This is a genomic window from Shewanella sp. cp20 (genome assembly GCF_000832025.1).
Lineage (GTDB): Bacteria > Pseudomonadota > Gammaproteobacteria > Enterobacterales > Shewanellaceae > Shewanella.
The window spans coordinates 70,754-88,061 of record NZ_JPII01000009.1 but is presented as its reverse complement, the minus strand read 5'-3'; the positions used below and the strand labels follow the sequence as shown (position 1 = coordinate 88,061).

Genomic DNA, 17,308 nt, shown 5'->3' with positions numbered 1-17,308 from the left:
TAGTTTTAACGCCGGATAGAGACTTCATCCTTAAGTGCGAATGTCATCAATTTGCAATATATACGTCATATTCTGGCGCAAACTGTCATTGGCGCTTGATCATGAAAATTTCCACCCTCTCCCTCTGGGCTTCAGCCACCCTGTTACTGCTGGCCGCGCTGCTCGCAGGCGTCGTCGTGTGGAGCAATCAGGAACGCGCCCAGATAGAGCAGAAGAATCAGATGCTCTCCGACCTGCAGCAACAATTTCTGCTGGAGGTTCGCCGTCAGCTGGAAAGCTACCTGAGCACGGGCAACAGCCAGCAGCTGAGCAGTGCCAAACAACAGCTCGAGACCATAGCCGCCAGCCTAGAGAAGCTCTCTCACGATGAAGCCAACCGGCTGCAACAATCGATCGCCATCTTCATCAAAGACTTAGACACTCAATACCGCGCCGCAGGCAAGTTGGCCGGCAATCCCCGCCAGCTACTGGCTCACGCCGAGAGCGAGATGCTCGCCTACAACCAGCATCTGGCCGAGTATGCCGACAAGGGCCTGCCGGAGCACCCAAAGCTGGCCAAGCAATACCTACTGCTGACCCAAAGCCTACCGCCACTGGTGTATCGGCTCTCGCAGCTGACTCAGGACTATCTTATCGGCAAGGATCAGCGCCTCAAGTCCCTGCTCGCGAGTCAGATCCAGGCGTTGACCGACTGGCACGATCAGCTGGCCAAGCTGCCGCTACTGGGTCTATATGCGACCCTAGATGCCGACGAATTTGCCCTGGGCGACGATGAGCCCGAACAGATAGAGATAGGCGAGAGTGACTACAGCGAGTTGCTCTCCCTGAGCCAGCGTTACGGTAAAGAGGTGAGCAACACCCACCAGCTGCTGACGGCCAATCAGGCCGCCCAGGAAGCCATGATGGCGGCCATCGTCCGCATCGAAGATGAACTGCTTAAGTTAGGCCTGGCACAACAGGCGCAAAACCAGCACCTCAAGCAACAGCTGCAGACATTACTCTACGGTGTGGTGTCTGTGCTGGCCCTATTTGCCCTCATCTACTTATTGTTACAGCAACGCCGGGTCGTGAAACCCCTCAGGCATCTGAACCAGGCATTTATGCGCCTGAGCGAGTCCAACAGCCGTGAGCGCCTGACCATAGCGCGGCGCTGCGAGACGGGGCAGATCGCCGGTCACTTCAATCAACTGCTGGACAGGTTCGAGGCGGAAGATGCCGCCCAACGGGTCAAGATAGGCCAGATCTCCACCTCGCTGTCACAGCTGGTACATCGCATCACAGAGCTAACCCAAGGCACGGAGACCACACTAGGCATAGTCGACACGGCCCAGAGCCAGACCGAACAGGTACGCGCCATCGCCCGCGAGGTGAGCGAACTCTCCAGCCAGGTCGAGCAACATGCCCAGCAGACCCATAGCCAGATGCTCGCCAGCCAGCAGGAGGTGCAGGCCTTCATGAGCGCCGCCGACGAGACCCAGCAGGCCGTTGACCATTGCCACCTCTCCCTGGGCAGCCTGACCACCTCGGTCAACGATGTCTCCACCATCTTGGATGTGATCGGCAACATCGCCGAGCAAACCAACCTGCTGGCACTAAACGCCGCCATCGAGGCCGCCCGCGCCGGCGAACAGGGACGAGGTTTCGCCGTGGTCGCCGATGAGGTGCGCAGCCTGTCCCAGCGCACTCAGGAATCCTTGCAGCAGGTGGTGACCATATTGAGCCGTCTTACCGAAGCCAACCAGCAGCTGACCCAAAGTGTCGAGGGCATAGCCAACACCAGTCAGAAGCAGGCACAGGGCGCGCAGAATCTCTGGCAGGTCACCCAGACGGTGCAGCAGCAATCCGAGGAGATGACCCAGACTGCCAAGCAAGGGGTCCGCTTCAGCGGCGAGCAGACCAGCCACCTGGACAGCCTGTCCCAGGCGATGGAGTCGCTGAAACAACACGCCATGGCCGCCGCCAGTCAGAGCGAGGTGATCGCCGATGAGGTCGCTCAAGGGGTCGCCGACATCGAAGCCAGCCTCGGCATCGACGCACAACCATCTCTCGAGAGTGCCGCCTAACATAGAGACTCGGGAGCAAACTGGAATCTGGCTAGCAGAAAAATTAGCCATCTTGTGCTAAGGTGCGCCGCATCATAACGGATGATGAACCACAGAGGCGCCTCATGAAGACAACACTCGCACTCGGCTTAGCCGGCCTAATGAGCTTTTCCGCATTCGCAGACTCAGACAACTCACCCTACGCCATGTCGCTCATTGCTGGCCTGGAGTCATACCCTGACTCAGAGTTCAGCTCTATGTCCCGCGGCGGAGGCCTGTCGTTTATCTGGGACGACCTGCGCTATAACAATGTCTACCAGCTGGATACCAACTACTTTAGGGTGCGCGGAACCTACTACTATGAACGCGACTCGGAAAAGTACGATGAAGACAGATTCCGTAACTCCATGGATCTGCGCTTTAACTACCAGCGTCCCTTCGCCACCCTGGGCGCACAACAAGACTATCTGCTTAGTTTTCACGGCCGCTACGAGGGGCATTACAACAGCCAGCAACTGGAAGAGTTTGAACAGCTGGCAGTCGCGGGTCTGTCGCTCAATCGCCGCTTTAGCGACGTCAACCACTATGATCTCGGCCTGACACTCGGATTGGGCTACAGCGAAGAAGAGAAAGACGACGACTGGCCGCGAGAAGAGATGGGCCGTGGTGAGGAATACCTTAACCGTGCCGGATTTGGCTACTTCTTTGAATGGAGCAACAAGTACACCTTTGCCCACTCGGGCGTGCAGCTCGGTGCCAAGTGGAGCCGCTTTGACGGCCAATGGGGATATGACGGCGATCAGTTCTACACCATGGACAGGCTCACCCTGGAGGTTGTTACCCCACTCGCCAATCAGAACAACCTGCTGCACTTCACAACCCAATATATCAGCCGCGATTATGAGGTCGATCTGCTGGGCTTCGAAGACACCCTGTATCGTGTAGCCGTGGAGTATGTGCACTACTTCTAAAGGGTTCTTCTCGAACAGTGACCACAAAAAAGGGCGCCTAAGGCGCCCTTTTTTCATCTCGCAAATTATAACGCCGCCAAGACCACCTCAGCCTTGCTCACCTCGAAACTCTTAGGCGCCTCGACATTCAGCAGGGTGACCACACCGTTATCGATCACCATGGCATAACGCTGCGAGCGGATGCCACCAAAACCTGCGGTGTCCATCTCCAGGCCCAATGCCTTGGTAAAGCTGGCGTCACCATCGGCCAACATCATCAGCTCGCTGGCATTTTGCGCCTCGCCCCAGGCCTTCATCACAAAGGCATCGTTAACCGAAACACAGGCGATAATATCCACCCCCTTGGCCTTAAATTGATCTGCCAACACTACATAGCCGGGCAGATGCGCCTCGGAGCAGGTCGGGGTAAAGGCGCCGGGTACGGCAAACAGCACCACCTTCTTGTTGGCAAACAGCTCGGTCACGTCATGGTTGACCATGCCACTCTCGGTTAATTGACCTAGGGTCGCGGCGGGTAATGCTTGTCCTTGGGCTATCATGGGGAGATCCTTATTAGTTAAATAATCTTGTTGGCGAATATTCGCTTACTTATATTCACGAACTTATTCTCAGTTTACACAAGCATAGCCCTAATTCGCAGTGACAAACACAGACGAACCTTAGGGTTTCTCTGCCCTCGCCTCACCTTGGGCTTTAGCGGAGAGACGAATCCGTCGATAGGCACTGCTACAGCAACGACCGCAACCGTGCAGCGTCAGTTCGCACAGCATGGCAAACAGTAGGCCGAACACCAAGCCGAAGGCGATGGCGCGGCCATCGAGTAAGATGCTGTGGCTGAAATGCTGCCACACCTGATCGCGGATCGCTGGCAGAGGACTCAAGACAACTTGGTCGAATCCGCCATAGGCCGACCGATTAAATTCCGTGAGCGCCTCTGACAGCAGCCGATATCTTTGGTAAATCGCCTCGATACTGTCACCGCCGGCGTTGAATACGGCATCGGGATTCTGCTTATAGTGGGCGATGAGCCTGTCTATATCACCGCCGAAGAAACGGTCGGCGTCACGCTGAAACTCGGCCAGACTCTGTTTGGCCTCCTGGGTATGCGCCGCGAGCGCCTTACCATACTGATCGACAAAAGCCGGCACCTGCACGCCTAACAGCACGCCGCAGACATACAACAAGAGTCTCAAATAATCCATCAAGCGTCTTAGCATCAATCCGACCTCAGCCTGTCAATTAACAGACATTAACTCTCTATCACCACGCTAGGATGCCGCTCACTGGCATGCTCATGATAGATATCATCCAGAAAACCAGGTAGCTCATCCTCGGTCAGCTCGGGTGGGATCACCACATCATAGACGCGGGCACACATCCCGGTTTGCGACTCATTAAACAACTGCCACTCACCGCCCACGCGCCTAACCGACATAGCTCTGCCGAACACGTTAATCCTTATCACCTCATGCTCCTTGTGTTCCCAATTGCTACGCTTATTGTCGCTGGAAGCATAAGCTGACATAGGCTGCTTCTAGCTTTCAATCACTTAGCCCAAATATGTAACCATAACCTGACATAAAATATAACCATAAGCTGACAAACAAGAGTAGCCTTTTTCAGGCCATGGTTATGACATGTACTTTTACAACATCCGGGTATTTTAAGAATCACTGACAACGCTGCATAGCAAGCGGCAAGACTAGCATCGGTCAATTATACCAATAGCAGCTCAGGCCCAAATCACTCCAACGGCGGGCAAGCACTATACGCTTCGGCCAAACAGCACAAATCAAGTTACAGGAAGGGGACCCAATAGTATGGGGCTCATGCACTATTGAGCTTAGCGGCGCTGGCTCAGATTGCCCGCCCTGCTGACAGACACTGATCACCTCTACTGGCAACGGCTGGTCACAGTACCCTGTTTCAAACAAGAAAAAGCCCCTATTGAATGGGACTGGCACCGAAAGTAGGGAAGCTGTCAGATTAGAACTACGCTAGTACACATTAACTATGGGTGCCTATGTATTTACTACTCTCATCTTTTCAAGATGATATATCAGATCTAGTCTGAACTAATACAACTTATTCGCAATTTCCCTAGTCAAGATGCTGCAGATCTTCAAAATATATAGCTGTCCTGTTTTCTTTCTGTTTTCTTTGTTGACGAAAGATAGGGCATATATGGCCACCTTCTTTCTAAGAGCTTTCGGGTACATGTTTTTTGCTAATGCTTAATTTAAAGCACAACTTCTCTGTGAGTCCATCGGCTTGAACAGGTACGCCGGATTTATATTGGGGTCTGTAATGCCACTTGGCGACTGCACGTACAGCTTCAAAATCAAACACGCCTTCAGGTTTAGATTCTATAACTTGAATGTTAATCGGTTTTCCTGATATGTTTACGCTGAAACTCACCTCTACACAGCCTTCGATTTCGTCTCTTGCAGCGGTCAGAGGATAAAACGGCTCAATTCTAACTAAAAGCATAGGTGGGACTGGCTTTTCGTCGGCATCGGATTTGGCGATTTTTTTCTGTGATTTTTCTTGGATACCTTTATATTTGGGATAAATAGTAAAAAATAGATTTTCAAGCGCTTCATTATCAGATTGTTTTTTTAACACTTCGAATCTGGATATATATTCATCTTTATCTGGCCTGGAAGAATACCTAAAGGCCGTAATTGTGTTGGAATACATTTTATCCAAGTCGGCCAGCGAAAGATAAGCAAACGCAATACCACTGTAAGCAGTTTCACTTTGGTGGCAACTAAACTGCATTTGTGCTTTATATTGCCTTATTGCTCCTAAATAGTCCCCATTTACAAGGTAGAGATTGGCGAGTAAGGTTTGGGTTGCCGCATGATCTTGCCCACCAAGAACATTGGCATCAACGACTTTTTCTAAATATGCTACTCCCTTGATAAAGTCACCTTTTTCAGCATAAAAATGTCCAAGCATTCGATTGATATAGGCTTTATCGTATTGTCTTTCTACTTCACCTAAAGCCAGCAGTTTATTAATTGCCTCATCTATTGAGCCTCGGGCATAAGCTTCGAATGATGCACCTATCGCCTTACTGTTCCTTTCGCTAACTGCGTAGCTTCTTCGGTTGCCGCTAGGGCACTGACTGTTAACTTGTTGATGGCTATCCACAGCCTCGGTATAAGAAGGCTTGTAACTGCCTGTGCTTTTACAGCCCACCATCAGAATACAAAGTAAGCTCATCCATATGCTTGGCATAAGTACTGATGTTTTTTTCCTGAAACAAGGCATTGCTGACTTCCTTGGTTATAGTTTGTCTGTCTGGTGAAAATCGAGGGTATGGCCGGGTAGGGTACAGTAAAAAGACAGGACACCCTAAGAATTTACAGGACATCCTATGAATCGCCACCAATTTTCTAGACACTAGTTGTCTTTCATCGCGGCCTTAACGTAGACATCGAAGCGGTTCTTCTTGGTTTCGATTCGGGTGCTGGGTTTGACGCCGTCGAGGTCGTCGGCATAGTCGGGGCGCTTGACCACTACGCGCTTGCTGGCGAGGGCCATGGCCGGGGCCAGCAGGCCGTCGGCGTCGAGATCGGCACCTACCAGCGACTGGAACACCCGCATCTCTTTCTTCACCAGAGCCGACTTTTCTCTGTGGGGATACATAGGGTCCAGATAGACCACATCCACCTGCTCACCCAGTTCGGCCAACGCCGTCAGGCTGGAACCATGCACCAGATGCATGCGCTCACGCATCCAGGGGCCGATATCGGCATCTTCATAGGCACGGCGCAGACCGTCTTCCAGCAAGGCGGCCACCACGGGATTACGTTCAACCATGGTAACCTTGCAGCCCAGGCTGGCGAGCACGAAGGCGTCTCGGCCAAGGCCTGCGGTGCCATCGACGACGCTCGGAGTCACGCCCTGCTTGAGGCCCACCGCCTTGGCTATCGCCTGGCCTCGACCGCCGCCAAACTTACGCCTGTGAGCCACTGCGCCGGTGACGAAATCCACTAATATGCCCTTGAGCTTGGGCTCGTCGCGCTTGTTTAAGATGAGACAGTTATCTTCGAACACCAGCTCGAACTCGGCGTCCTTGTCGAACACTAGCCCCCAGCGATCACACACGGCTTCCAGGGTCGGATATTGGCGATTAAAAAAGATCCCCACAGATGCGGGCTTGGTCGATGATGCAGTCACTTTGGCTCAATAAGTTAAGAAATAACGCCCTCATTATGCCAAAAGTGCACAGCGCTGAATATGGCCTTTGTTAGCGAGGCTTACTGCCTGCCGCTGTACCTGGGCTGGCATCCCCCCTATAATCGCCCTATCAGGCTAGCGCCCTCACCATCTGGAATCTTCATGTTAAGTTATCGTCACGGCTACCACGCCGGAAACTATGCCGATGTGCTCAAGCACAGTATCTTGCTGCAAACCCTCAAGTTGATGCATAAGAAGAATAAGCCCATGGTGTATATCGATACCCATGCGGGCGCCGGTGGTTATGCGCTATCCGATGAGTTTGCCCAGAAGACGGGTGAATATTTAGAGGGTGTCGCCAAGCTGTGGGACAAGCAGGACCTGCCCGAAGCCCTTAGCCAATACATAAGCGATATCAAACACTTCAATGGCTCGGACGAGCTAGAGCTGTATCCAGGCTCCCCCGCTTTTGTCGACATGAACCTAAGAGATAATGATCGCATGGTGCTGCATGAGCTGCACGGCGCCGACCATCAGCTGCTGGATGAGCAACTGGGCGGCGACAAGCAGATCAAGGTGATCAAGGGCGATGGCCTGAAGGGGCTACTTGCCGCCGTGCCGCCACTAGAGCGCCGCGGCGTCATCCTTATCGACCCCAGCTACGAGATAAAGAGCGACTACCAAGAGGTCGCCAAGGCAGTTATCAAGGCGCACAAGAAGTTTGCCACCGGCGTCTATATGATCTGGTATCCCGTGGTGAAGCGCGAGCAGACCGAGGCCATGTTTGAGCTGCTGAAGCAGAGCGGCATCAAGCGCCAGCTTCGTATCGAACAGGCGATTAGACCCGACAGCGAGGAGTTTGGCATGACGGCGGCAGGCCTGTGGGTGATCAATCCCCCCTGGCAGCTCGATGAGATAGCCAAGACGACCCTGGACTATCTGGATCCGCTACTGAATCAGGGCGGCGGCCGGGTTGAGGTCACCTGGGAAGTGGGCGAATAGCCCCCTCAATAAAGGATACTTAGAAGAAGGGCGCGCAGGGCGTGCCCTGATGGTAGATCATCTGCCATCGGCCATCACTGCATTTCCACAGCGAAGTACGCAGCGAATAACGCTTATCTACCTCGTTTACCGGCTTAAAACAGGCTCGGTAGTTGAGCTGGACCAAATCCTCGCTCAGCAAGCGATACTGCATATCGCTCACCCTGAATACCGGCGGTTTCTCCTTGGGCAGGCGCGCCAACACCTCAGGCTTGCCGAAACTGATTCCCGTGGCGCCCACCTCCAAAAAGTCGGCATGGATCAACTCGTCGAGCACATTGGCATCGCAGCGCACCTCTGGGCTGAGCAGCGCGAGTTCCAGTTCGATAATGGTCTGCTGCATCTTAATCACCCCAGCTTCTGATAACGCTTCATCAGTATCTTGACCCGTTTCACATAGGCCTGGGTCTCCGGATAGGGCGGGATCCCCTTGTACTGAGTCACTGTGGTGGGGCCGGCATTATAGGCGGCGCAGGCCAGATCGATATTGCCATCGAACCTTGCCAGCATCTTGGCTAAGTAGCGGGCGCCGCCGTCGATATTCTGCTCGGGGCGGTAGGGGTTCTTCACTCCCATCGCCTTGGCGGTATCTGGCATCAGCTGCATCAGCCCCATGGCACCGCTACGGGACAGGGCAAACACATTAAAGGCAGATTCGGCATGGATCACGGCGCGGATAAGTGCGGGATCCAAATCATGGGTCTTAGCCGCCCGTGCTATCAACTCATTGTATTCCGCGCTAAACAGCGGCATCTTCTGCCAGTCGAGAGTCGAGTCGGGTTTACAGGCATAGCACTCATACGACAGCACCCTGAAATCCCTGTCGCCCGGGGCATGGTCGGCAAAGGCCACCACGCCGTTAGCCTGAGTATATTGATATACCTTGATCTTGCTATCGCCCGTCTCACTGGAGCGCGGGGCATCGCCCCTGTTTAAGATGCCATGCTTAGAATAGCTCGCCTTGTAGCGCGGCTTTTCCGATTGCGCCACTGCGAACGGCTGGCATAGCAGCAGGCCGAGCCCAAGACAGACCAGCTTTAGGGGAAAATGTAGAGTACGGGGCGCGGCAGCAGGCATTAAAATCCAATGTCTTGGTCGAGTTTGAGTACTTCAATCATAGCAAACAGCTGCTTCATCTCGCGGTTAATTTGGCTAAACTCGTACTCGAAGGTAGCGCCATTAAAGATGGAGCCCATCTCGAAGCGGTTATCGCCACTCTGCAACATGATCAATAACTTGTCTTCATAGAAGGCGCACTGGATCTTACCGGAAAACAGGTTGGCCAGTGACTGGAGACGCTCCATGAAACCGACGGTGAGCAGGTATCGCGCCTCGATCTGATCGCTTGAAAACACGTCAAACTGCTTCTCAAACCTGGGATCTTCTAGCTTAACCCGGCTCAGGCGCTTAAAGCTGCTGGAGAGAAAATTCACCAGGCCGCCGCGATTCTTCACCACCACGGTATGCCCCTTAAATGCCTTATGGCTGCTGAGCTGCACCATGACGCCGCGAAATACGGTTTCCGTCTCGGTACTCTTCTCACGCTTGACCTGCTTGGTTAAACACAGCTCGTTGATGGCAATCTCGACCCCTTTATAGGTGCCCTGCACATAGTCATCAAACTTAGCATTGTCATAGCCAGGCAGCAGCTTAGAGCGCTTAAGCTGAGTCAGGCTCATGCTGTGGCTGGTACTGAAGATAAAGTCATGGCCGAAGTAGCGGAAGATCTTGGGGAACACCTCGCGCTTCACATCGCTTTTATAACGCTTCAGGGGGCGATAACTCCACCAGCCAAAGGGGAGGCATAAGACGATAAAGAAGACCCAGGGGACCTCGAGATAACCGGACAGGCTAAAGAGCAGGATCAGCACGGCCACGCCGAGGAGGATTGCCAGACTGGTATAGAGGCGGCCCCGCAGCGCCTTGAGGCTGGCGATCCTATGGTTTTCAAATTTACGGGTCAGCGGCTCGATATGTTCTTCATAGTAAGCCTTAAACTGACCCAGCTCATCGGGGTCTGCAAACAGACGCTGCGGTTGACGCTCCGCCTTAATCGGCGCCCCGAGGATAAAGCTTACTGGGTTCATCGAGCTATGATTCGGGTTACTTCAGGTAGTCGGATGCATCGATCGGCGTCTTCGACGCTTCATCGGCTTCGTAGAAAGGCATCACCTTAACCTTGGCCATGGAGGCGATAATGGAACCGGGGAAGATCTCCACCGCGGTATTGAGTTCAGACACGGCCGAGTTGTAGAAGCGTCTCGCCGCCGAGATATGCTCCTCGACCTCGCTGTAGGTGGTCATCGCCTGCACCATGGTCTTGTCTGACTTAAGTTCGGGGTAGTTCTCGACGCTGACCATCAGCTGGCCCATCTTGCTGTTGAGCTGCCCGGCCAATCCCAGATGCTCCTTGATGGCATCGGCATCGTTCAGATCATAACCCGCAGTCACCTGAGCACGCAGCGCGGTGATCTCGGTAAGCAACGACTTCTCGTGATCCATAAATTTCTGTGCAATCTTAAGAATATTAGGCACCAGATTGGCGCGCTTCTTCAGCTGCACATCGATACCCGACAAGGCTTCACGCACCACGTTACGCTTCTTGATCAGGCTGACATACCAGAGGTAGGTGATAATAACGACTAGGCCAAGGCCTAATAACAAACCTTCCATCTTTGAGTTCCTTCCCTATAGTTATTCTTATATCTCGTTAGTTAACGCACCAGCTTCACCGATTTTCGCGATGATTTCCAGCAATTTATCTATGGCGTTTTCACCGGCTCATTGCTGCTATATTCATCTGTTTTCAGCCTAAATGAAAATAATGACGCCATTATTTGCCGCAAAAATATCTTTTTCACCTAAGTCCATGATGTTTTACCGCTAGTTAGGCGAAACAACAAGACACCAGAAAAACAAAGATAAATAACCATATAAAACAACGTAATAAAGACCAATCAAAACCAAACCAACACAATCACCTCATCAAAGCCTAGTCATAAAGACAGGCATCATCTGCATGAAGTGACACCTTAGGGCAAAAATAGCGCAATCGGGCGGATATTTAATAAACAACCACCTTACCCCCCCTTAACCCTACCGAGCTGGTTGCACAGAGATTAACCAGTCTCGTCATGGTGAATTGAGCGGGAAACGACGCTCATTTCCCCTCCTGTCTCAACGCGTTATCTGTTCAGTCTTCATACAGCTAACTTGGGCTAATATCTTAGTCAACCAAGAGGCAACCCATCTTCCCTAGTTGGGCTTTGGTTCAATCATCATCTTAATATCGGCCCGCTTACCCCCTAAGCCGGGCTTTTTTTTGCCTATTGCTCACCCTCTGTACCCCAACGCAAACGGGCGATTTGCCCCAAATTAAGCTTCAGTTAAAGCAACTCCTTCATCATGGGTGGCTAACACTACGCCGTTTGGCGAGCAGATATATAAGGGCACCCAGATGTCCAAGATGAAGGAAACACCATGAGCTCCAATAAAGAAGAGGGCCTGGTGGCCAACCAGCCCCCAGCCCCCTCGACGACCAAGAACGGCCTCTTCGTCCGCTTTCTCAACCTGGTCGAACATTTGGGGAACCTGTTACCCCATCCCATCACCCTCTTCGCCCTATTTTGCGCCGCCGTGATAGTGATCAGTGGCATCGCGGGTTATTTCGAGCTGACGGTAAACGACCCTCGTCCGGTCGGCGCCGCGGGACGTGGCGAAGATGGCCTGATCCACGTGGTTAGCCTGATGAACGCCGAAGGCCTGAGGATGATAGTCTCCAACCTGGTGACCAACTTCACCGGCTTTACCCCCCTGGGCACTGTATTGGTGGCCCTACTTGGGGTTGGCATCGCCGACCGCTCCGGTCTGCTGTCGGCGGCCATGCGCACCCTAGTCATGGGGGCCTCTAAGCGTCTAGTCACCCTCACCGTAGTCTTCGCCGGTATCGTCTCCAACACGGCGGCCGAGCTGGGCTATGTGGTGTTGATCCCCATGGCCGCGCTGATCTTCCACTCTCTGGGGCGTCACCCCCTGGCGGGTCTGGCGGCGGCCTTCGCCGGTGTCTCAGGCGGCTATAGCGCCAACCTGCTGCTGGGCACGGTCGACCCGCTATTGTCGGGCATCACCGAGGCGGCGGCGCAGATGATCGACCCCGAATACCTGGTCGGCCCAGAAGTGAACTGGTACTTCATGTTTGCCTCCACCTTCGTCATTACCCTACTGGGCGCCCTAGTCACAGAAAAGATAGTCGAGCCCAAGCTGGGCAAGTACGACCCCAGCGAGGCCAGCATAGATCTGCACAGTCAGAAGATGGATAGCGTCACGCCGCTGGAGATCAAGGGCCTCAAGATGGCCGGTCTCTCCATCCTAGTATTAGGCGGCATCCTGGCACTCTCTGTGGTGCCGGAGAATGCGCCGCTGCGTCACCCTGAGACAGGCCTGGTTGCCGGTTCGCCCTTCCTCAAGGGGATAGTCGCCTTCATCTTCATCTGTTTCGCCATTCCCGGCCTGGTCTATGGCAAGGTGGTGGGCACCATGAAGCGGGATAAAGACGTGATCGACGCCATGTCCCACAGCATGAGCACCATGGGCATGTATATCGTGCTGGTGTTCTTTGCCTCGCAGTTTGTCGCCTTCTTCAAGTGGACTAACCTGGGCGCCGTGCTGGCGGTCACCGGGGCCGACGCCCTCAATGCCATCGGGCTCACCGGGCCGCTGGTATTCCTGCTGTTTATCATGATGTGTGGTTTCATCAACCTGATGCTGGGCAGCGCCTCGGCGCAGTGGGCGGTAACGGCCCCCATTTTTGTACCCATGCTGATGTTGGTCGGCTATGCACCAGAGACGATTCAGGCGGCCTACCGAATCGGCGACTCGGTCACCAACCTAATCACCCCAATGATGAGCTATTTCGGCCTGATCCTGGCGGTGGCCTCCCAGTATAAGAAACACCTGGGCATAGGCACGCTGGTCGCCACCATGTTGCCTTACTCAATCGTCTTCTTTATCGGTTGGACCTGCTTCTTCTTCATCTGGGTGTTCGCCCTGGGGCTGCCAGTCGGTCCGGGCGCCGCCACCTACTACACGCCGTAAGAAAAGTTGCGAGGCCGGTGAAACCATCGGCCTCGCTCATTTTGCTAGGCCAGGCTGGCCTTAATCACTTCCCGCACCGACTCTACCCGCTTCGCCAATACCGACCGTCGTCGACGGCAGAGATAAATAGGCTCGCTGACGGCATTGGCCAGCCGATGCGCCCTTATCAGCTCCTGACGGGCAAATGCCTCCACCGCATAGGCCGGCAAAACGGTGAAGCCCAGGCCACGACTCACGGGCTCGAGAATCAAACCTATCTGATTAGAGAAGCCCCGATTGGGCAGCTGATCCCAATGTTCAAACTCTGGATAATTGGCGCCCAACAGCAGCTTGGCATGATGAGCTCCGTCGGGATGATCGATAAAACCCAGCTGCTGTAGCGCCTCCCAGGACACCGCCTCCTGGCTCGCGGGCGTGACCAGAAGCAGCGGCTCCTTGGCTATGGGCTCGGCCTGTACCTCGGTAAGCTCCGGCTGGCGGGTCATCAGACCGATATCGGCCTCCATCGCGGCGATTGCGGCCTCGACCCCGGCATTGGAGGTAAAGCGGTAATCCAGTGACAACTCAGGGTGCTCACGCTGCAAATCCAGTAACTCGCCATAGAGCTTAAGGCCCACACTGCCGGGGGACAGCAGTCGTACCAGTCCGGCAAAGGGCGGGTCTTGTTTGATCCCCTGCTCTAGCCTCGCCAGCGACTGCAGCAGTGCTTGCCCCTCGCGATACACCTGATGTCCTGCATCGGTCAGCGAAAACTTCTTGCCCTCTCTGAGCAGCAGCTGAGTATCGAACTGCTCTTCGAGCTTACGCACATGCTGGCTGACGCCGGATTGAGTCATATGCAGGCGCTCGGCGGTGCGGGTGAAATGGCCCAGCTCCACCAGGGTGCAGAAGCTGCGCAACCAGACGGGATTAATCATCACAAATCGTACTCAAAATTATAAATTTTGATAATTTTACATAATTCTGTGCGATTTGTAAGCTATACCCAACTCACCAACAGGAGCACAGTATGAACAACACAACTTACCCAAGAACCTTTTCTCACATAGGTATTTCGGTGCCGGATCTCGAGGCAGCCGTCAAATTTTACACCGAGGTGTTAGGCTGGTATCTGATCATGAAACCCACCGAAATTGTGGAAGATGACAGCCCAATCGGCGAGATGTGTACCGACGTCTTCGGTGCCAACTGGGGATCGTTCCGTATCGCGCATCTGGCCACCGGCGACAAGATAGGCGTCGAGCTGTTTCAGTTTGCTAATCAGCAAAACCCGGAAGATAACTTCGAATATTGGAAGACGGGCGTATTCCACTTCAGCGTACAAGACCCGGATCTCGAAGGCCTGGTGGAGAAGATTGTCGCCGCTGGTGGTAAGAAGCGCATGAAGGCCCCTCGCTACTACTACCCAGGCGAGAAGCCTTACCGCATGATCTACATGGAAGATCCCTTCAGCAACATCCTGGAGATCTACAGCCACAGCTATGAGCTAACCTACAGCGCGGGCGCCTACTAGCTAAGATGAACCAACAGGCGCTAGCTCATAAAAATTAGCCCATAAAAAAGGCCACCCTTTAGCGGAGTGGCCTTTTTGCATCTATGTAGACTAATCAGAATAGCATTAGCCTTGAATGCCCGAGTGTCTCAACAGGGCGTCAATTTGCGGCTCACGGCCTCTGAAACGCTTAAATAACTCCATCGGCTCCAGGCTGCCGCCCATCTCGAGGATGTTTTCCAGGAAGCTGCGTCCGGTCTCGGCGTTAAAGATCCCCTCCTCCTCGAAGCGAGAGAAGGCATCGGCCGACAATACCTCGGCCCACTTGTAGCTGTAGTAACCCGCGGCGTAACCACCGGCAAAGATATGGGCAAAGCTGTGCTGGAAGCGATTAAAGTCGGCGGCCTTGACCACGGCAACCTGATCTCTCACCTCATCCAACTTAGCCTGAATGTGGGCACCCTCGGCCGGGTCATATTCCAGATGCAGGCGGAAGTCGAACAGCGAAAATTCCAGCTGACGCAGCATCATCATGCCCGACTGGAAGTTCTTCGCCGCCAGCATCTTGTCTAACATCGCCTTCGGCAGGGGTTCGTGGGTCTCGAAATGGCCCGAGATCTCCGCCAGCGCCTCTTCCTCGAAGCACCAGTTTTCCATGAATTGGCTCGGCAATTCCACCGCATCCCAAGGCACGCCGTTGATGCCCGACACACCCGCCACATCTATCTTGGTCAGCATATGATGTATGCCATGGCCAAACTCATGGAATAGCGTCGTCACCTCGTCGTGGGTAAACAGCGCAGGCTTGCCGCTGACAGGGGCGTTAAAGTTACAGGTCAGGTAAGCCACCGGCTTCTGCAGGCCCTTTGCGGTTTGTCGGCGCACCCGGCAATCGTCCATCCAGGCACCGCCGCGCTTACCCTCGCGGGCATAGAGATCCAGGTAGAAGCTGCCTCTGTGCTCACCCTTGGCATCTTTAATATGGAAGAAGCGCACATCTTTATGCCAGCTGTCGAAATGCTCCTGCTCCTCTATGATCAGGTCAAACAGGCGAGACACTGTATAGAAGAGACCCGACAGCACACGATCTTCAGGGAAGTACGGGCGTAGCAGCTCCTGGGAGATCTCATATCTGTGGTGCTTGAGCTTCTCGGCGTAGTAGCTGAGATCCCAAGGGGCCAGCTCGGTCACGCCAAACTCTTTCTCGGCAAATGCGGTCAACTCGGCCAGCTCGTTTTGACCCTGCTGCTTAGAGCGGGCCGCCAGTTCGTTGAGGAAATCCAGCACCTGCTGCGGCGTCTCGGCCATCTTGGTCGCCAATGACTTGTGGGCGAAGCTGTCGAATCCCAGCAGGTTAGCCAGCTGATGGCGCAGATCTAAGATCTCATCCATTAAGGGGCCGTTATCAAACTCACCGGCGTTAGGGCCCTGATCCGAGGCGCGGGTGACGAAGGCGCGGTAGCACTCCTCGCGCAGCTGACGATTGTCGCTGTAGGTCATCACGGGCAGATAAGAAGGGAAGTCTAGGGTGAACAACCAGCCTTGCTGCTCTTTGGCCTCGGCCATCGCCTTAGCCGCGGCAATGGCAGACTCGGGCAAACCGGCCAGCTCCTCGGCGTCGGTTATCAGCTTAGTCCAGGCCTGAGTGGCATCCAGCAGCTGATTAGAGAAGCTACTGGTTAACTCAGATAAACGTTTAACCAATTTTCCATAAGTTTGTTTATCTTCATCGTTCAATCCTATGCCCGACAGCTCGAAATCGCGCAGGCTATGCTCGATACTCGTCTGTTGCGCCTGGCTCAGCTTGGCAAATTCATCCGACTCCTTCAGCGCCTTGTAGGCCTGATACAGCCCCTGATGCTGGCCCACATAGGTGCCATATTCAGACAGCAGTGGCAGACAGGCATCGTGGGCGGCGCGCCACTCCTCTGTGCTAAGCACAGAGTTCATGTGCGACACAGGCGACCAGATCTGACTCAACTCGTCATCTACCTGCTCGAGCGGTGCGATCAGATTATCCCAGGTATAGGGGCCGCCGCTGGCGAGCACCTCATCGATCTTCTGGCGACAGTTAGCAATCCCCTGCTCGACGGCTGGCTGAATATGCTCGGGTTTAATTTGCGAAAATGGCGGTAATTCACTGCCGCTCAGCAAAGGGTTACTCATCGGGTGTCCTCATCAATCTTAGGGTATTGGGTTTACATATGGGCATCGGGGAGACTATTCAAGCACCTTATGGCGAACAGCCGCAATTTACACCTAAAAACAAACGCTTGTGTGCATAAAGCTAGCGGCATAAACTTGCGCCCAAACCTGTGAGCAACTCCTAGCAGTAGACACCTAACAACTGTCTGAACGAAAAACCTTGATCTAGAACAAGGGAGTTTTTACTTGAAATTTACAATACAGATATTGCCAAGCTGATCGCAAATGCGACCAATTATCATTTATGTTTAAAAACTAACCCACTATTATCAGCT

16 protein-coding genes are annotated in these 17,308 nt (G+C 53.8%); 5 read left to right on the top strand and 11 right to left on the bottom strand.

The window, feature by feature from the left end:
* The first annotated feature begins 101 nt into the window (after positions 1 to 101).
* Both DB48_RS02730 and DB48_RS02725 read left to right on the top strand, forming a co-directional pair.
* Positions 102 to 2,063 carry a methyl-accepting chemotaxis protein gene (locus tag DB48_RS02730; protein ID WP_041508799.1) on the top strand — a complete coding sequence of 654 codons (1,962 nt, stop codon included), beginning with the start codon at positions 102 to 104 and terminating at the stop codon, positions 2,061 to 2,063.
* 104 nt (positions 2,064 to 2,167) lie between these two features.
* Positions 2,168 to 3,013, top strand: a complete 846-nt coding sequence (locus tag DB48_RS02725; RefSeq protein ID WP_041508798.1) for a hypothetical protein — start codon at positions 2,168 to 2,170, stop codon at positions 3,011 to 3,013.
* A gap of 65 nt (positions 3,014 to 3,078) precedes the next feature.
* On the opposite strand, the gene DB48_RS02720 is transcribed toward DB48_RS02725, so the two are convergent.
* The 5 genes from DB48_RS02720 to DB48_RS02700 form a co-directional block, all read right to left on the bottom strand.
* The gene (locus tag DB48_RS02720) at positions 3,079 to 3,552 is read right to left on the bottom strand and encodes a peroxiredoxin (RefSeq protein ID WP_041508797.1); all 474 of its coding nucleotides are present in this window, start codon (positions 3,550 to 3,552) and stop codon (positions 3,079 to 3,081) included.
* 120 nt (positions 3,553 to 3,672) lie between these two features.
* On the bottom strand, positions 3,673 to 4,230 hold the full coding sequence (locus tag DB48_RS02715; protein WP_041508796.1) for a DUF2937 family protein: 558 nt from the start codon (positions 4,228 to 4,230) through the stop codon (positions 3,673 to 3,675).
* Positions 4,231 to 4,262: 32 nt separating this feature from the next.
* Complete coding sequence (locus DB48_RS02710; protein WP_235375325.1) at positions 4,263 to 4,538, bottom strand: DUF7661 family protein; 276 nt, start codon at positions 4,536 to 4,538, stop codon at positions 4,263 to 4,265.
* 674 nt (positions 4,539 to 5,212) lie between these two features.
* Positions 5,213 to 6,289 carry a TonB family protein gene (locus DB48_RS19615; protein WP_052813632.1) on the bottom strand — a complete coding sequence of 359 codons (1,077 nt, stop codon included), beginning with the start codon at positions 6,287 to 6,289 and terminating at the stop codon, positions 5,213 to 5,215.
* A 132-nt stretch (positions 6,290 to 6,421) separates the two neighbouring features.
* Positions 6,422 to 7,201, bottom strand: a complete 780-nt coding sequence (locus tag DB48_RS02700) for a class I SAM-dependent methyltransferase (protein WP_443018605.1) — start codon at positions 7,199 to 7,201, stop codon at positions 6,422 to 6,424.
* Between the two features lie 162 nt (positions 7,202 to 7,363).
* Between DB48_RS02700 and DB48_RS02695 the strand changes: the two genes are divergently transcribed.
* On the top strand, positions 7,364 to 8,203 hold the full coding sequence (locus DB48_RS02695) for a 23S rRNA (adenine(2030)-N(6))-methyltransferase RlmJ (RefSeq protein ID WP_041508972.1): 840 nt from the start codon (positions 7,364 to 7,366) through the stop codon (positions 8,201 to 8,203).
* 19 nt (positions 8,204 to 8,222) lie between these two features.
* On the opposite strand, the gene DB48_RS02690 is transcribed toward DB48_RS02695, so the two are convergent.
* The 4 genes from DB48_RS02690 to DB48_RS02675 are packed head-to-tail and all read right to left on the bottom strand — an operon-like array spanning position 8,223 to position 10,915.
* Positions 8,223 to 8,585: a nuclear transport factor 2 family protein gene (locus DB48_RS02690; RefSeq protein WP_041508971.1), complete on the bottom strand. Its 363-nt coding sequence runs from the start codon at positions 8,583 to 8,585 to the stop codon at positions 8,223 to 8,225.
* Between the two features lie 5 nt (positions 8,586 to 8,590).
* Complete coding sequence (locus DB48_RS02685; RefSeq protein WP_041508795.1) at positions 8,591 to 9,319, bottom strand: lytic transglycosylase domain-containing protein; 729 nt, start codon at positions 9,317 to 9,319, stop codon at positions 8,591 to 8,593.
* Positions 9,319 to 10,329, bottom strand: a complete 1,011-nt coding sequence (locus DB48_RS02680) for a DUF3137 domain-containing protein (RefSeq protein ID WP_041508794.1) — start codon at positions 10,327 to 10,329, stop codon at positions 9,319 to 9,321. The genes DB48_RS02685 and DB48_RS02680 overlap by 1 nt, the downstream gene beginning before the upstream one ends.
* Positions 10,330 to 10,345: 16 nt before the next feature.
* Positions 10,346 to 10,915 (bottom strand): LemA family protein, encoded by a 570-nt coding sequence (locus DB48_RS02675; RefSeq protein WP_041508793.1) that lies wholly within the window; start codon positions 10,913 to 10,915, stop codon positions 10,346 to 10,348.
* An 807-nt stretch (positions 10,916 to 11,722) separates the two neighbouring features.
* On the opposite strand from DB48_RS02675, the gene DB48_RS02670 reads away from it, so the two are divergent.
* On the top strand, positions 11,723 to 13,336 hold the full coding sequence (locus DB48_RS02670; RefSeq protein WP_041508792.1) for an AbgT family transporter: 1,614 nt from the start codon (positions 11,723 to 11,725) through the stop codon (positions 13,334 to 13,336).
* A gap of 44 nt (positions 13,337 to 13,380) precedes the next feature.
* Here DB48_RS02670 and DB48_RS02665 read toward each other — a convergent pair whose 3' ends face one another.
* On the bottom strand, positions 13,381 to 14,253 hold the full coding sequence (locus tag DB48_RS02665; protein ID WP_041508791.1) for a LysR family transcriptional regulator: 873 nt from the start codon (positions 14,251 to 14,253) through the stop codon (positions 13,381 to 13,383).
* Between the two features lie 92 nt (positions 14,254 to 14,345).
* On the opposite strand from DB48_RS02665, the gene DB48_RS02660 reads away from it, so the two are divergent.
* Positions 14,346 to 14,849, top strand: a complete 504-nt coding sequence (locus DB48_RS02660) for a lactoylglutathione lyase family protein (protein ID WP_041508790.1) — start codon at positions 14,346 to 14,348, stop codon at positions 14,847 to 14,849.
* Positions 14,850 to 14,954: 105 nt separating this feature from the next.
* On the opposite strand, the gene prlC is transcribed toward DB48_RS02660, so the two are convergent.
* Positions 14,955 to 16,994: an oligopeptidase A gene (prlC, locus tag DB48_RS02655; RefSeq protein WP_041508789.1), complete on the bottom strand. Its 2,040-nt coding sequence runs from the start codon at positions 16,992 to 16,994 to the stop codon at positions 14,955 to 14,957.
* Positions 16,995 to 17,308: the final 314 nt, after the last annotated feature.

Coding starts and splice junctions, on each gene's coding strand:
- DB48_RS02690 (WP_041508971.1), bottom strand. CDS start 8,585: ATGCAGCAGACCATTATCGAACTGGAACTCGCGCTGCTCAGCCCAGAG.
- DB48_RS02685 (WP_041508795.1), bottom strand. CDS start 9,319: ATGCCTGCTGCCGCGCCCCGTACTCTACATTTTCCCCTAAAGCTGGTC.
- DB48_RS02675 (WP_041508793.1), bottom strand. CDS start 10,915: ATGGAAGGTTTGTTATTAGGCCTTGGCCTAGTCGTTATTATCACCTAC.
- prlC (WP_041508789.1), bottom strand. CDS start 16,994: ATGAGTAACCCTTTGCTGAGCGGCAGTGAATTACCGCCATTTTCGCAA.
- DB48_RS02715 (WP_041508796.1), bottom strand. CDS start 4,230: ATGCTAAGACGCTTGATGGATTATTTGAGACTCTTGTTGTATGTCTGC.
- DB48_RS02695 (WP_041508972.1), top strand. CDS start 7,364: ATGTTAAGTTATCGTCACGGCTACCACGCCGGAAACTATGCCGATGTG.
- DB48_RS19615 (WP_052813632.1), bottom strand. CDS start 6,289: ATGCCTTGTTTCAGGAAAAAAACATCAGTACTTATGCCAAGCATATGG.
- DB48_RS02730 (WP_041508799.1), top strand. CDS start 102: ATGAAAATTTCCACCCTCTCCCTCTGGGCTTCAGCCACCCTGTTACTG.
- DB48_RS02660 (WP_041508790.1), top strand. CDS start 14,346: ATGAACAACACAACTTACCCAAGAACCTTTTCTCACATAGGTATTTCG.
- DB48_RS02710 (WP_235375325.1), bottom strand. CDS start 4,538: ATGTCAGCTTATGCTTCCAGCGACAATAAGCGTAGCAATTGGGAACAC.
- DB48_RS02670 (WP_041508792.1), top strand. CDS start 11,723: ATGAGCTCCAATAAAGAAGAGGGCCTGGTGGCCAACCAGCCCCCAGCC.
- DB48_RS02680 (WP_041508794.1), bottom strand. CDS start 10,329: ATGAACCCAGTAAGCTTTATCCTCGGGGCGCCGATTAAGGCGGAGCGT.
- DB48_RS02720 (WP_041508797.1), bottom strand. CDS start 3,552: ATGATAGCCCAAGGACAAGCATTACCCGCCGCGACCCTAGGTCAATTA.
- DB48_RS02725 (WP_041508798.1), top strand. CDS start 2,168: ATGAAGACAACACTCGCACTCGGCTTAGCCGGCCTAATGAGCTTTTCC.
- DB48_RS02665 (WP_041508791.1), bottom strand. CDS start 14,253: ATGATTAATCCCGTCTGGTTGCGCAGCTTCTGCACCCTGGTGGAGCTG.